The sequence below is a fragment of the Levilactobacillus brevis ATCC 14869 = DSM 20054 genome, from assembly GCF_001433855.1.
In the GTDB taxonomy this organism is placed as follows: Bacteria; Bacillota; Bacilli; order Lactobacillales; family Lactobacillaceae; genus Levilactobacillus; species Levilactobacillus brevis.
Map to the genome: position 1 here is coordinate 64962 of NZ_AZCP01000001.1, position 13911 is coordinate 78872.

Consider the following 13911-nt stretch of genomic DNA (forward strand, 5'->3'; position numbering starts at 1 on the left):
CCTTAATAAGTTATGGTGGTTGAAACGTGTGGTTTTAGTGAAACAGATTGTTGCTGAATTTGAAGGGTGGTTGCCTGGTCGGCCGTCACGGTAATGTGGTGATGGTCAATGCTAAAGGCATAGGTGATGCCACGAATGCATTGCTTAAACGCAATGGCTGTCCAAGCATGGGGCAGGCGAGGGGCAACCGTCAGGTGATCGGCTAGCGCATCGACCCCGGCATAATACCGCATAGTCATTAACGTTACCGCCCCCATGACGCCTAGGTGAATACCTTCGGCTGTTGTCCCGCCTTGAATGTCGTAGTAATCAGACAACAGTGCTTGAGAATAGAATTGCCAAGAACGATCCAAGTGCCCTGCCATCGCCGTTAATGCGGCGTAGACAACCCGCGATAGGGTAGACCCATGGGTTGTTCGATCCAAATAGAATTGTAGATTCTTAGTTAACGCACCTGTGGGAAGCTGGTAACCCAATTGCTGAAGCAGCGTCATGACCTGTGGAACATCTAAGTTGTAGAAAATCATAAGCGCATCGGCTTGCTTAGCCACTTGGTAGGCATCAGGCGTCTTTCCTTCAGCCTTCAAGATGCGATCCATTCGGGAAATATCTCCGTATTTTTGCCGATACTTCTGGAAATCTAACTGGGGAAGCTTGAAGTAACCAGCAAATTGCCCGATAATGCCGTCCTCGTTAATGTCGAGTTTCAAGTGCTGGGCAACGTCCGCAAATTGATCGAGAATTTGCGGAGTCACGCCCGTTTTCTGGTCAATGGCTGCTAATTGGTCGGGTTGGCACTGCTGCCGAAGGACCTTCAGTTCTCGGAATAACCAGGCAACCATTAGATTGGTGTATGCGTTATTGGCTAACCCGCGGCTGTGCGCGTTTGGATAGTTTTCGTGAAATTCATCTGGTCCCATGACTTGATCAATTGTGTATCGTTGATCGGGTGCATTCCGGTGGGCCTTACTGAGCCAAAATTGTGCAATCTCTTGCAGCATTTCTAAACCATATTGTACCAAGAAGGTATGGTCACCAGAAATTCGGTCATACATAATAACATTGTAAGCAACGGCTAATGACACATGGCGTTGCAAAGCTGAATAGTCGGGGTCCCACGTATTGGTTAGGGGATTTAAGTGGACCACCTGGGATTGTTCATCCCCAGTTGCACCGGACTGCCAAGGGAACATGGCACCAGCAAATCCGGCCTCATGGGCGTTCTTTTTGGCAGCGGGTAGCCGACGATAACGATACATCAGCAGTTGCCGCACAAGTTGCGGATCATATAGTGTCAATAGTGGCAGGTCAAACATTTCGTCCCAAAAGACATGTCCCCGATAGGCTTCACCGTCTAACCCACGGGCGTTAATTGAGGCATCAATTTTACCAGAAGCGATGGCCTGCGTTGCTGAGAATAGATGGTACAGATTGACTCGGATTAATTTTTGAGCTGTCATATCACCCGAGAGTTGAATATCTGCAATATCCCAGCGATGTTGCCAGTAAGCTGTGCTACTCTTATGCGTGTCCTCAAAACTGGCCTGGGCCAAATCGGCTTGCGTTGCAGCTAAAAGGTCACCAGTTGTTTCGCGAGCGGTATAGAGCACAATGTTTTTTTCAAATGTATAGGTGTGTTGGGGTTGAACGTCAAGCGACTGCATCTGGCGCACTTGTTGATCGGCGTCTGGTCGATCATGATTTTGCGGGGTGAGAGCCGTTCCTGGACCAGTTAATCGGGACCCTAGAACAAACTTGACGGCTGAGGTAGCTGTTTGCCCCTCTAAGAACATTGAATCGGTTTGCTGACTGGTTCCCGTAATGCGTAAGTGTCGTTGATTAAAGGCATTATAGCGGTCGACATTCGCATTGATTACCCGACCATCAATTGCAGAGTAAATTTGCAGACTTCCCGCAAAATTTAAAGGGGTGATCCGGTATTGGATGGCTAAACGGTGCCAGTCTTTGAAGTTAGCCAGTTTTTTAGTTTCAATTCGTAGGGCATGACCGGTAGGGAGTTGGACAAGCATGGTGGTGGTTAGCGTCCCAGTATGCAGATCAAGACTACGGTAAATATCTTGGATATCAGCAGCCTTAATCCGAAAGGGATTTTGATGATCAACACCAAAGGATAAGGCTTGAGCGTTAGGCAAGTTAACCAAGTCTTCATTTGTTACGTTGCGACCATTGAGATTGGTGGTTAACTGGTCATACAGGCCAGCCGTATACATGCCCGGATAATTGTCGGCATCGGCGTGAGCTTCTGTATAAGCACCACGAAGCCCGATAAAACCGTTGCCGACGGTGAGCATAGCCTCTTGACCATAGTTACGTTTACCTTGGTACTGACCATAATAGTCAAGGTGCCAGGTTAAATAGTCGCGTTTAGCGGTCAGTGCAGCGGTGAGCCCTTGTTGCTGCACGGCTTGGGAACTGACAGCGGGAATATTTAACATGTTGGTAATCGCGAGGCCTAAATCAATCCGTTGGTGATTAATGCCCACCACGGTATCTGAAAATGGGTAACTGAGTGCATTATCAATTACGGCGGCATCGACGTCTAAACCAGCCAATTTCAACCGCAAATTCTCAAGGTTTTCACCAATGGTCTGATCAGAATTGTAGGCGATCGTAAAACGGCGCCGTTCATCGGGATTAGTGGGTTGGTAGCTGACGGCTAAAGCGTCATCCAATACATGCAATGAAATTAAGTTCAATTTGAGATCATCCTTTCTGCTAAATGATAGCGTATTCTTTCAAGACCAATCTTAGGCTACCCAGATTGAATAAGCAATTAATTCTTCCGATTTTGATTAAAATAATTTTGTTGATAAAGGCTGATCTGACAATATTGCAACCGATTGCAGTATTTGTAGTCATCACGCCTTTGATCCATAAAAAAACACTCAAGCTGTGAACTTGAGTGTTACTGACGTTTAAGGGTTAACAATGTATAAGGGGGCCTGTCCCTGATCCACGCGAACCGCGTTCTTGGCAACAATCGTAGCCATAGCATCACGTGCTTCCACGGTCGCGTTACCAACGTGGGGCGTTAAAATGACATTGTCCAATGCTTTGAAGCCGGCGTCAACGTGCGGTTCGGCTTCATAGACATCCAAAGCAGCGCCAGCTAACTGTTCCTGTTGGAGAGCTGTCAACAGGGCGGCTTCATCGATAATGGGACCTCGGGCCGCATTGATTAAATAAGCGGAATCTTTCATGGCCTTAAATTCGGCAGCTCCTAATAAATGATGCGTCTCTGGCGTGAAAGGACAATGAATGGTTAAGATGTCACTTTGCGCAATTAAGTCAGTTAATGGCACCTGTTGGGCATGTAAGGCCTGCGCGGTGGTCGCATCGAGAGGATGGCGTTGCGTGTAGATAATCTTCATATCAAAAGCAGCTAAGCGTTTGGCGACTGCCTGCCCAATTTGGCCCATACCGAGAATGCCCAAAGTCTTGCCCGCTAGTTCATGACCCAAGAAGAATAGGGGTGACCAGCCATCAAACCCTTGGTCGCGCATCAATCGGTCACCCTCAACAAGGCGGTGAGTTAAAGCGATGATGAGACCGGCAGTCACCTCAGCGGTTGAGACAGTCGAGACTTTCGGGGTGTTCGTCACGGGAATTTGTCGTGACCGGGCATAGTCGGCATCAATATTATTGAAACCGGCGCCATAATTTGCAATCAACTTTAGTTGTGGATCGGCATCAATGATGTCACGATCGACCTGAGTGGATAGTGGGGTAATCAGATAGTCCTTACCCACAACACGTTTTAACAATTCAGCCTTGGTGATCAGGCCGTGGCCATTATAGCAATCAACGTCTAAGTCGGCTTGGCGCAAGATGTTTAGCGCCGCCTGAGGAATGGGGGCAGTTACGAGAACACTGGTCATATGAGTCACTCCTTCAGTTAAATTTAAAAGACACCTTCATTGTAATCGTTTCCAGTTAGGAATACAGCTATTAGCCGAATTTACTTCGATAATTTGAAGAAACGTGGTAACATTTGTACATGATTACTTAACGAAGGGGCATTCTGGCTGTGAAAATTTTAACGTCATTGTTGATGGTTTTGCTAACTGGTGGTCTGATTGGCGGTACCTTGTGGGGGATGCTCACGTGGAACGTGGCTTTTGGCTGGGATATCATGATTGGTTTAACGGGATTGATCGTTAGTACGCTCGTTAATCTTGGTCTGTACTGGTTTTTATGGCCCCGATCGCCAATGCTTTTAGAGGATGAGACGGCCGTTAGTGATGAGGAGGCACAAAAAAAGCCATTACGATAAGTCGCAATGGCCAAAGAGTAAGGTTACAACATAATTGGGGGATTATGTTGTAAAAAATTTCATCTACTTTGGGGGAGTAAAATGAAATCTGTCTGTTGAATGAGGACAGAAGCCTCACGCATAAGTTGAAGGTTAGTTCAAACTCATCCGCAACTTTATAGTAACGCATTTATTAAGAAATTGCTATTAAAAAGTAAATATTTTGGTGAAGGTATTTAATGAGACGGTTGATCGTTCAGCCATGAGGCGATTAGAGAACTTTGAACCGGTTAGTTAAGCGAGGAAACAATGCTGAGAGGGTGGACAAGATGACACAACAACGGATTAAAATAGGTGGTTTTGGCAGTTGGCTATGGGTTATCGGGATGGTGATTCTAATATCGGTGGTTCAATTGCCATTGCTACAATTAAATCATGGCTCATTGTTGCATCGTGTTTTATGGAGTGGTATTTATCTGGCTGGGTTTGTGATCACGGCCCTGATTGGTTTTTGGCGCTATCGCCAGATTCATCCAGTTAATTGGCAACGGTTGACTGGGCAAGATTGGGTACAAATGGTCAAAGGCTATGGGTTTATCATCTTGTCAGAGTTTATTTTAAGTGGTTTGACTAGTGTGCTGTACCATCAAACTAGTACGGCGAACAATCAAGCCATTGGGACTTTGATGGGGCGGAGTAGTTTAACGATGATTCTACTGAGTCTGACGGCAGTATTGGGGTCACCAATTATCGAGGAGTTAACCTTTCGGGGGCTACTAATCGATGGCTGTTTTGCCCCCAGATCTTTCTGGTTATCAATTGTTGTGAGCGGGATTGCTTTTTCGATTCCCCATGCCAGTTCTAATCCAATCAGTTGGCTTTTATATGCGGTAATGGGGGGAACCCTGGCCTATGTGTATCGGCGAACGGGTAAATTACAGAGTAGCATCTTACTTCACGGGTTTAATAACCTAGTTGCAGTGGGACTCATGTTATTGACACTTAAATAGTAGAAAAGACAGCACGGACGCTATTGTCCGTGCTGTCTTTTTATAAAAAATATTAATCTTGATCGACTTGTTTAGCAATCATGCGCTCTTGGCTGACGTGGTCTAACTGTGACTTCACGGTGACCAGTTCAGTCATCATTTGATCAATTTCTTTGTCGGACATTCCCAACAACGTTTGGCATTGACCGATACGCATATAAACCTCGTCACGCTTAGCCGCTGCCATGTCGGTCAAGTGAATTAGCACTTGGCGTTCATCAGTTTGGCTTCGGACTCGAGTAACCCAACCTTGTTTTTCTAATCGTTTCAGAAGCGGGGGCAGGGTTCCACTATCAAGTTCCAAACGGTCCCCTAATTGGTGGACGGTTAATGGCGCATCCTCCCAAAGAACCAGCATGGCAATGTATTGCGGATAGGTTAACCCAAAAGGTGCCAAGGCACTCTGGTAGAAATGATTAAACTTTTTGCTAGCAGAATAGATGGAGAAGCAGAGTTGTTCGTCTAGCAAAATCGGTGTCACTTTAGTCATGGCACAGACCTCCTTTTAAATGACTTTCAGAGTATTGTATACAATTGAATTGTTGTTTACAAGTAAAAACCATTAAGGTTATTTTTCCTTAATGTGTTTAGGTAAATTCATTGTGATGAGATGGCCGGACATATCAGCCATATCGAGAACTTGGGGACATTGTAATTTAATGACCAGCTGATATAACAGACAGTAATCATGTTCGATTGTGACGAAGCACAATACCAAAATAATATTACAATTGCCAATAGCTTAGATACTTAATCGTATAACCATAAGTATAGCAGAACTTTAATAAATTTAAAGCCTGTTTAGTGAAGAACTTATAAGAAAGTGGCTAGATACAAGTTTAAACGGCGGCCTAATAATCACAATGTGAAATGTTATCTAATGATAAAACCGCCATTTTTAGTATTGTGTAACCGCTTAGCTTGCTGTGCAAGTAGACTTTTAAAATAGTTCATCTGAGGACAGAAAACAAACTGATATATTGCAAATATGGGATTGTTCCTGATAAACGGAGTCGGTATACTAGAGGACAAGGGGATGAAGTGAGTGAGATGGTTATTTTACATTGTGGTTAGCCTACTTTGGGGTAGCCTAATTGTGCGCGCGCTTTTTAACCGACAGTATCGACGTTGTTGGTGGTGGTTGGGCTGGTGGTTATTAACAACCTTAACGTGGACACCAGTCACGCTGAACTTTGGGAGTGCGGTTGGTGGAATTACGACTCATTGGTGGGCTGGTGGCATTTGGGTAATACGTCCCTTACAACCAGCAAGTGTTGATACATCCTTTTGGCTGAATATTGTTATGACCGTGCCACAAGGCGGACTATTAGCCTGGAACTGGCCGCGGTTGCGTTGGCCCCAATGGGTGTTAGCGGGGATACTCACAGGGCTAACTTTAGAAGCCGGTCAAGCGTTGGGAAATTGGTTACTTGGTCTGGGAAGATGGGTTGATGTAAATGATGTCTTAACCAATGCCACCGGAATAGTGATTGGTGCAATTCTATTTTGGTGTTGGCGTCAATGGCAGCAAAAAATGAAAGGGCGTGGCAGTAAATGTTTATGACGACGGGTGGTTTGAATCGAACGCATGCCATTCAAGGAATTTTAACGGCGACGGCTAGCACAATGTTACGGTCGGAAAAGCCAGATGAATTTTCTCTGTTTGACGGATTATTTGAAGAGGTTAAGCAGCAGTTAATGAAGCAAGCACAAGAGAATCAAGCGGATGGGCTAATCGAAGTGCGGTTTAATACCGAAGTCGTACGTATGAATGTAGCACCTAAATTTTTAGTCGTTCACGGGTATGGCACAGCGGTGAGGTTTCCAGACGTAAAAAAAACTGAATAAAGGGCTTCCCTTTTATGCAGTCTTAGTGTAATATATTATTTGTTGTTGAGTTGCCCCGATGGCGGAACTGGCAGACGCGCAGCGTTCAGGTCGCTGTTTGAGAGATCAAGTACAGGTTCGAATCCTGCTCGGGGCATAATAGTAATAAAAGAAGAACACTGCTAAATCAACGTTTAGCGGTGTTCTTTTTTATAATCAAAAAACGAAAAGCTTAGAAGCATTTGCCTTTTAGTACGGGACTTTCCGTTAGCTTAATAAAGCTATTAAGGATGCTTTTAAATCTGCTTCGGTCAGCAAGTTAAGCAGAGAACTGCGTTTTTGATTCGTGGTATAGTGAAAGGTATCAGTGTAGTTAAGAAAGGGGTTATGAGTAGTGGCAACTCAGTTACCAGCAGAAATTAAAGTGCGTGGAGCACGGGTGAATAATTTAAAAAATATGGACGTCGACGTCCCACTCAATGAGTTCGTGGCGATTACCGGACGCAGCGGCTCTGGAAAATCATCATTGGCGATGGGCGTCTTATATGCGGAAGGAGCGCGCCGCTACCTTAACGCATTATCAACCTTCACCCGGCGGCGGATCAATCAAATGGGGAAGGCAGCTGTGGATTCAGTCGAATATTTACCATCAGCCTTAGCGTTACGGCAACGCCCACAAGTTCCAGGAGTTCGGTCCACAGTCGGCACGATGTCCGAAAGTTTAAATATTCTACGACTCGTTTTTTCTCGGTTGGGATCGCCAGTTTGTCCTAACGGGCATCAAGTGCCACCAACCCTAGATGTCGCTGAGAATGATGGCTACGTAGTCTGTCCAACTTGTGGCGTTCGTTTCCGTGCACCAGGAGCAGAGGATTTTGCTTTTAATTCAGATGGGGCTTGTCCAACCTGTGGTGGTTTGGGAGAAGTTCGCCAGTTAGATGCCAGTTTGTTAATCGCTGATGACACGCTAACCTTACGGCAGGGGGCTGTGGCATCTTGGCATTTACCTGGCCGGAATTTCATGCCAACGGTGGCGGATGCGATTGGGATTCCAATCGATGTGCCATATCGGGAATTGAGTGTGGCGGACAAACAGCGCGTTTTACATGGTGCCAAGCAAACCGTTGCCGTGAATATTCCCAGTAGCAAAGGCAAAATTTTTCACATGGATAATGCTGTTTATGAAAATGCCTTTGCAGCGGTTGAAGATAGTCTAGCGACAACTAAAAATGAACGAACAATAGCGAAGCTTAACAAATTTTATACGTTTGACACTTGTCCGACCTGTCAAGGCACACGTCTCAATCCGGAACGATTAAAACAGCAGCTCAATGGGCGTAATCTGGCAGAAGTGTGTGACTTGCCAATTAACCAGTTACGTACTTTTGCCAACACGGTGGTGGCGTGGTTACCTCCTACCATGCAATCGATGGGGACGGAGTTGATTGACGAGTTGCTAGCTAGTCTACAGCCCCTCGTTGATTTGGGATTAGATTACTTGACGTTAAGTCGACCAGGAGCCACGTTGTCAACGGGTGAACTTCAGCGTATTCAACTGGGCAGAACGTTGCGAAGCGCAACGACAGGAGTTCTGTACGTACTAGATGAACCGTCTGTCGGATTGCATCCGGCTAACGTAACAGGGCTCATTAAGGCCTTCCATGAGTTGGTTGCTCAGGGAAACTCAGTGGTGGTCGTGGATCATGACACTCGGATCATTAGTGCGGCAGATCATGTCATTGAAATTGGTCCCCAAGCAGGTAAGTTGGGCGGTACAGTTGTGGATCAAGGAACGGTTGCTGAGATCAAAAACAGTGCACAATCGTTAATTGCACCATTTTTAACGGGTCGAGCACAGTTACGGGAACGCCCTACGCTGAGTTCAACTGACTTATGGGCCAAGGGGCGGCTGGCTATTGAGGTAGCGGACCGATTTAATATCAACGATGTGTCAGTGGCCTTTCCTAAGAACCGGTTAACCACGGTGACGGGGATGAGTGGTGCTGGAAAAACAACGTTAGTCCTAGACAGTTTGATTCCAGCAATTGAGGCTGAGGTTGCGCATCACCCGTTGCCAACCCATGTTCGCCAGCTTGAACGGGGGAAGATTCGTCATATCGTGACGGTTGACTCAGTTCCCGTGGGTAAGAATGTGCGCTCAACGGTAGCAACCTATACGGATATACTAGATCATTTACGCAAATTATTTGCGGCAACGCCGGCGGCCCAAGCACATGGATATACGAATAGCCGGTTTTCATACAATGTTAAAGCAGGGGCCTGTCCACTGTGTAATGGAACCGGTCAAATCTCATTAGATGTGCAGTACTTACCGGATATTACCGAAGTTTGTCCGCAATGCCAAGGGCAGCGGTACAATCGTGAGACCCTAGCGGTGAAGTGGCAAGGATATAGTATTGCCGATATTTTAGCCTTGTCCGTGGATGAAGCCTTGCCAATTTTTGTGGCAGAAAAGGCGATCAGCCAGACCTTGCAGGCGCTCCACGATATGGGGCTGGGCTATCTATTATTAGGGGAAAGCACCCCCGCTTTATCGGGAGGCGAAGCTCAGCGATTAAAACTGGTGTCGCGAATTGGTAAACGACAAAACGGCACTTTGTTTATTTTTGATGAGCCGACGGTGGGTCTACATCCTTTAGATATCCAACAACTGGTAAAAGTCTTCGATCAACTCATTTCACAGGGAGCCACCGTGATTGCCATTGAACACGATCTTGACTTGATTGCCAATGCTGATTATGTGATTGATATGGGGCCCGGTGGCGGAATTAATGGCGGCCAGGTAGTGGCTGTTGGAACGCCTAGCCAAATTAGTGCGAATCCAGCTAGTGTTACGGGACGCTATTTAAAAGAAGAATTACATCTGTTTGCGCAGCATGTATAGGAGATTTAGGTAACTAATAGTATAAATGAGAGGGAATGCTTGGTGTAAACCATTGAGAACATTCCCTTTTTGATTGCAGGTAAAGGTAATGCTGATAAACCGGAGATTATTGAGGAAGGTGTTCTCAGACTTGAAGTTCGCTGCAAATGAGATAGTATATAATGCAAGTGGGGGGATGCGTGTGAGTTATAGTAGACCATTTTATCGTGTGGTCGCGTTTGTTCTTGGTCTGATGTTGTTAGTGATCCCTTTGACAGCACAATATTCTAATTTCGCAATCCCCGCTATTATCTTGGGGCTAGTATATGTATATTATATGTGGGTGGTTTCGTTGTTGCATAAGCGAGCCAGGGTATTTATTAGACTCTTTATCCATTTGATCTATACCACAATTGCGGTTAGAACGATGTACGTTGCTTGTGATCATATTTTTATGATGCATAATCTCATTAGCTGGATTGACATGCTATTTGCATTGGTTGCTTTTGGTATTTTTGGGATTAAGACGGTTATAATTTTTGTCAATAATTATGATGACATTATTAGTCTGCTGCATTAGACTAGCTGTAAAAAAATGAATTGCTTCTTAAGGATGAACGAAATTGATTGGAGTCAGTTTCGCTCATTTTTTTACATAAAAATTTGCTTGAGTCTGCTTAATTGTCGAAATACCGAAAATGTTCGTTATTTTAACGATTTTTAGTTGTATAATGGTGTTAATTATAGGGGGGTGCTGATATGGGTAAAGAAGCAAATGAACTAGCAAAATCGGTTGTAAGTGCGGTCTTGAGTGAGCTACGTCGGTACAAAAAGAAAGATCCCAATAAGGCATTTATGTTATTAGACTTAGCGGGAAACATGGTTACAGAGATTAGAAGTTGTGGGCCGTTAATTGCGTGTGAGTTGTTAAAAAACGATGGAGTAGAGTATGTGAAATTATATAGTCCTAGTACCGTTACTTTTGAGATTCGAGAAGTAAAGAACAATTAGTCTGACTTATATTGAGATGTAATACCAATACGATCTACCAGACTAATGCTAATTTTAGATGGGTGTTTTATTAGCTCCGCTTACTTTAAGCGGGGCTTTTTGGCGTCTTTCTCACATTTAAATAAGTTAGTGGAGATTCATGGCTAGATATTGATTTTAAAATAAAAAAATTCTAGTGACTATAGATAGCATCTGGTTAAAATTTAGCGAGAAATGCGGTTAACAACAAACATAAGCAAAATAGTTCAAAATCCAGTCACGGTAATATTTGACGGCTGGGTTAAGTGAATTTTGCGACAACCTAATTTAAATGAACTAAGTAATTTTTATTGTAATTTAAAGAGGTAATCGCTATAATGACGTGGTAATAATAAACACTGTATATATATTGCACTAGAATGCAGTGAATGCTTATACAATTATCATTATTACACAAGTTTAAAGGGGGAAAACGAAATGAAAATAAAGGCGGGAAGAATGGTTGCGGCTATTCTATTTTCGACAGTGGTTTTATTTCCAGCCAAAGGTAATGCCAGTGACAAAACAAATCAGGGAGCCAGTACCAATAGCTCAGTCAAGTATACAGCCAAAGCAACCGGGACAACGTCTGATGAGGTTGACGATTGGATGCCTGACGAACACTTACAGCAAGCTGTGGCAAGCTCGCTTAACATTTCCGTTGAGGATTTAACACCATATAAAATGGCTGATTTAACCAATCTAAATATTGACCACGGAACAATTACTGATTTTAAGGGAATTAGTCAGGCGACTAATTTAGTTAGCCTGGACATTAGTAATACAGACTTATCGCAAACACAGAACCTGACGGAACTGGGAAAATTAACTAAGCTAACGTCTGCTAGCTTAGTTAATGATAATATCAGTGATGTTTCGTTTGCAAAGGATAATCAACTGGATTCTTTAACGACTTTAAATATGTCGGGCAATGAATTTACAACACTAGACAGTTTGGCAGATGTCCAGTTACCGGCATTAAAAACGGCTGATTTTTCAAATAATAAGATAAGCGATGTGCAGGGTTTAATGAAGGCAGATTTTCCTAACTTAGAGGAGATCGATGCATCTCACAATGAATTAACCAATTTAAATAGTCTTAAAGGAATTCACTTTGACAATCTAACGACGCTAAATGTTTCTAATAACCATATTAATGATATATCGATCATCAGAGATGTTGATGTTCCTAAGCTAAGCACCTTAGTTGCGGCAAACAACGACATATCAGATATTTCTCCCATTGCTGAATCAAAGCTTACGGAGCTATCTTATCTAGATGCTAGCTATAATAAGATTAGTAATGTCGATGCTTTTGCGAAGTCTTCCTTTACAAAGTTAGAAACTTTGAAAGTTGATCACAATCAAATTAGCAATATAAATGTTATGAAGGGACTCAAGGATCGTTATCCCAATTTACATGTATACAATGTGGCTAATAATAATATTAATGATATTTCATTTATGGCGGGTTATGAGCTTTCATCTAATACAGATGCTACTGGTCAGAAATATACTAGTACAATTACGTTAGAGAAACCCACTCAGATTGGAAGTCGCACGTATAAGATTTTAGTCCCAATAACTTCATTGAATTATGAATATCAGAATGGTTATTATGTGGGATCGCCTGATCCACAAGCAGACTCTCTTGCAGTTAAGGCAACGGCACCAACTAATGGGACCCTAGCTTATGAAAAATTCTCTGGGGAAAGTCTACCATTGGATGGAAATTCAAATGATGGCATCAAATATTTCACGTTAAACGTAACGTCAGCTACCAGCCTACCCGATGAACTTGACTATCAATGGAATGGTGCGCAAGGTCAGTTTAGCGGTTCAGGGGTCATCAAAATTAATTGGACAACACCCGGACAGCAAGGGGGAGGAACTAGTAACCCAGATGTCACTGAGCTAACACGTTATGGCTCTGTGGAAAAGGGATCGATCATTCAGGCAACTAAGCATATCTATACGTATCAAAAAATGATGTTTAACCCTAAACAAAGAGTGACGTCTTACGCGAATAAGGCACGTGTTAATCGACCGATGTTTAAAGTCCTAAAAATCGAAAAGAATTCAAATGGCCGAGTTCGCTTCTTTGTTAAAGACATTACGCACACCAAGACTGATGGACAAACCGGTTATGTTACAGCTAACACACAATACGTTTTACCAGCTTACTACCAAAGCGTTCCTCAACAAATAACGGTTTTGGCACCAGCAGGTGTTAATGCTTATCAAGCAAAGAATTTGTCGGGAAAGGTCAAGCATTATCGTCAAGGTGAAGTGTTACAGGTTAAGGGGATTGTGGACTATCAGAAAACAACAAGATTTGAGCTGAGTGATGGTTCATATGTAACTGCAAATCGTAATTTGGTGAAGTTTGGTAAGCAACCCTTTGCTGAAACAATCAGATTGAAACAAAAAGTAAAGGTTTATCGTGATGCGAACCTAACTAAGCTAACTAGCAAAAAGGCCGTAATTAAAAAGGGAACGAAGCTGACGATTCAACGGTTAGTTTATTCCAACGCGGATGATGTCAGCAAAAAAGGAACTAAGCGTTATTTAGTTAATGGCGGCTATATAACGGGTAATCGTTACTTCCGCCAGGTGTTAACCATGAAATAAGTCGTATATTAAGGCCAGTCCACACAGATCGACAGACGCTGTGGACTGGCCTTTTAAGGCAACAAATTATGCGAAATGTGTAACTCTCAATAACTATATTAGTCAGTCTCAAATAGCCTTTGGAAAACCAATGAAAGTTAAAATACCGTCCAAAATCGTTTAAGCTGCTACAGTATTGTGTTAAAATGTTTTTATAGTATTAAGTATTATAAGTGCTA

11 protein-coding genes and 1 tRNA gene are annotated in these 13911 nt (G+C 43.5%); 9 read left to right on the plus strand and 3 right to left on the minus strand.

Annotated elements, in window-relative coordinates; all coding sequences use genetic code 11:
* Nucleotides 1–2: 2 nt before the first annotated feature.
* Both FC61_RS00520 and FC61_RS00525 read right to left on the minus strand, forming a co-directional pair.
* Nucleotides 3–2717, minus strand: coding sequence for a glycoside hydrolase family 65 protein (locus FC61_RS00520; protein ID WP_035464833.1), 2715 nt, complete (start codon nucleotides 2715–2717; stop codon nucleotides 3–5).
* 219 nt (nucleotides 2718–2936) lie between these two features.
* On the minus strand, nucleotides 2937–3899 hold the full coding sequence (locus FC61_RS00525) for a 2-hydroxyacid dehydrogenase family protein (RefSeq protein ID WP_021742214.1): 963 nt from the start codon (nucleotides 3897–3899) through the stop codon (nucleotides 2937–2939).
* 149 nt (nucleotides 3900–4048) lie between these two features.
* On the opposite strand from FC61_RS00525, the gene FC61_RS00530 reads away from it, so the two are divergent.
* Both FC61_RS00530 and FC61_RS00535 read left to right on the plus strand, forming a co-directional pair.
* A complete protein-coding gene (locus tag FC61_RS00530) occupies nucleotides 4049–4294 on the plus strand; it encodes a hypothetical protein (protein ID WP_035464831.1) in 246 nt (81 codons plus the stop codon).
* Between the two features lie 308 nt (nucleotides 4295–4602).
* Nucleotides 4603–5283 carry a CPBP family intramembrane glutamic endopeptidase gene (locus FC61_RS00535; RefSeq protein WP_011668235.1) on the plus strand — a complete coding sequence of 227 codons (681 nt, stop codon included), beginning with the start codon at nucleotides 4603–4605 and terminating at the stop codon, nucleotides 5281–5283.
* Between the two features lie 52 nt (nucleotides 5284–5335).
* Here the strand turns inward: FC61_RS00535 and FC61_RS00540 are convergent, their stop codons facing one another.
* A complete protein-coding gene (locus tag FC61_RS00540; RefSeq protein WP_021742212.1) occupies nucleotides 5336–5812 on the minus strand; it encodes a MarR family winged helix-turn-helix transcriptional regulator in 477 nt (158 codons plus the stop codon).
* A 555-nt stretch (nucleotides 5813–6367) separates the two neighbouring features.
* Between FC61_RS00540 and FC61_RS00545 the strand changes: the two genes are divergently transcribed.
* The 7 genes from FC61_RS00545 to FC61_RS00575 all read left to right on the plus strand — a co-directional run bounded on the left by FC61_RS00545 (nucleotide 6368) and on the right by FC61_RS00575 (nucleotide 13693).
* A complete protein-coding gene (locus tag FC61_RS00545) occupies nucleotides 6368–6886 on the plus strand; it encodes a VanZ family protein (protein ID WP_015473929.1) in 519 nt (172 codons plus the stop codon).
* Entirely contained in the window at nucleotides 6877–7170 is a 294-nt protein-coding gene (locus FC61_RS00550) for a heavy metal-binding domain-containing protein (protein ID WP_011668232.1), read from the plus strand. The genes FC61_RS00545 and FC61_RS00550 overlap by 10 nt, the downstream gene beginning before the upstream one ends.
* A gap of 52 nt (nucleotides 7171–7222) precedes the next feature.
* A tRNA-Leu gene (locus FC61_RS00555) sits at nucleotides 7223–7306 on the plus strand.
* A gap of 300 nt (nucleotides 7307–7606) precedes the next feature.
* Nucleotides 7607–10054 (plus strand): ATP-binding cassette domain-containing protein, encoded by a 2448-nt coding sequence (locus FC61_RS00560; protein WP_233995626.1) that lies wholly within the window; start codon nucleotides 7607–7609, stop codon nucleotides 10052–10054.
* A 181-nt stretch (nucleotides 10055–10235) separates the two neighbouring features.
* Nucleotides 10236–10613 (plus strand): hypothetical protein, encoded by a 378-nt coding sequence (locus tag FC61_RS00565; RefSeq protein ID WP_042750495.1) that lies wholly within the window; start codon nucleotides 10236–10238, stop codon nucleotides 10611–10613.
* 179 nt (nucleotides 10614–10792) lie between these two features.
* The gene (locus FC61_RS00570; RefSeq protein WP_021742209.1) at nucleotides 10793–11044 is read left to right on the plus strand and encodes a hypothetical protein; all 252 of its coding nucleotides are present in this window, start codon (nucleotides 10793–10795) and stop codon (nucleotides 11042–11044) included.
* Nucleotides 11045–11671: 627 nt separating this feature from the next.
* The gene (locus FC61_RS00575) at nucleotides 11672–13693 is read left to right on the plus strand and encodes a DUF5776 domain-containing protein (protein WP_162251064.1); all 2022 of its coding nucleotides are present in this window, start codon (nucleotides 11672–11674) and stop codon (nucleotides 13691–13693) included.
* Nucleotides 13694–13911: the final 218 nt, after the last annotated feature.

Bases quoted from the DNA above. Each gene is read 5' to 3' on its own strand.
- FC61_RS00525 (WP_021742214.1), bottom strand. From the start codon at position 3,899: ATGACCAGTGTTCTCGTAACTGCCCCCATTCCTCAGGCGGCGCTAAAC.
- FC61_RS00535 (WP_011668235.1), top strand. From the start codon at position 4,603: ATGACACAACAACGGATTAAAATAGGTGGTTTTGGCAGTTGGCTATGG.
- FC61_RS00540 (WP_021742212.1), bottom strand. From the start codon at position 5,812: ATGACTAAAGTGACACCGATTTTGCTAGACGAACAACTCTGCTTCTCC.
- FC61_RS00550 (WP_011668232.1), top strand. From the start codon at position 6,877: ATGTTTATGACGACGGGTGGTTTGAATCGAACGCATGCCATTCAAGGA.
- FC61_RS00560 (WP_233995626.1), top strand. From the start codon at position 7,607: ATGGACGTCGACGTCCCACTCAATGAGTTCGTGGCGATTACCGGACGC.
- FC61_RS00570 (WP_021742209.1), top strand. From the start codon at position 10,793: ATGGGTAAAGAAGCAAATGAACTAGCAAAATCGGTTGTAAGTGCGGTC.
- FC61_RS00575 (WP_162251064.1), top strand. From the start codon at position 11,672: ATGCCTGACGAACACTTACAGCAAGCTGTGGCAAGCTCGCTTAACATT.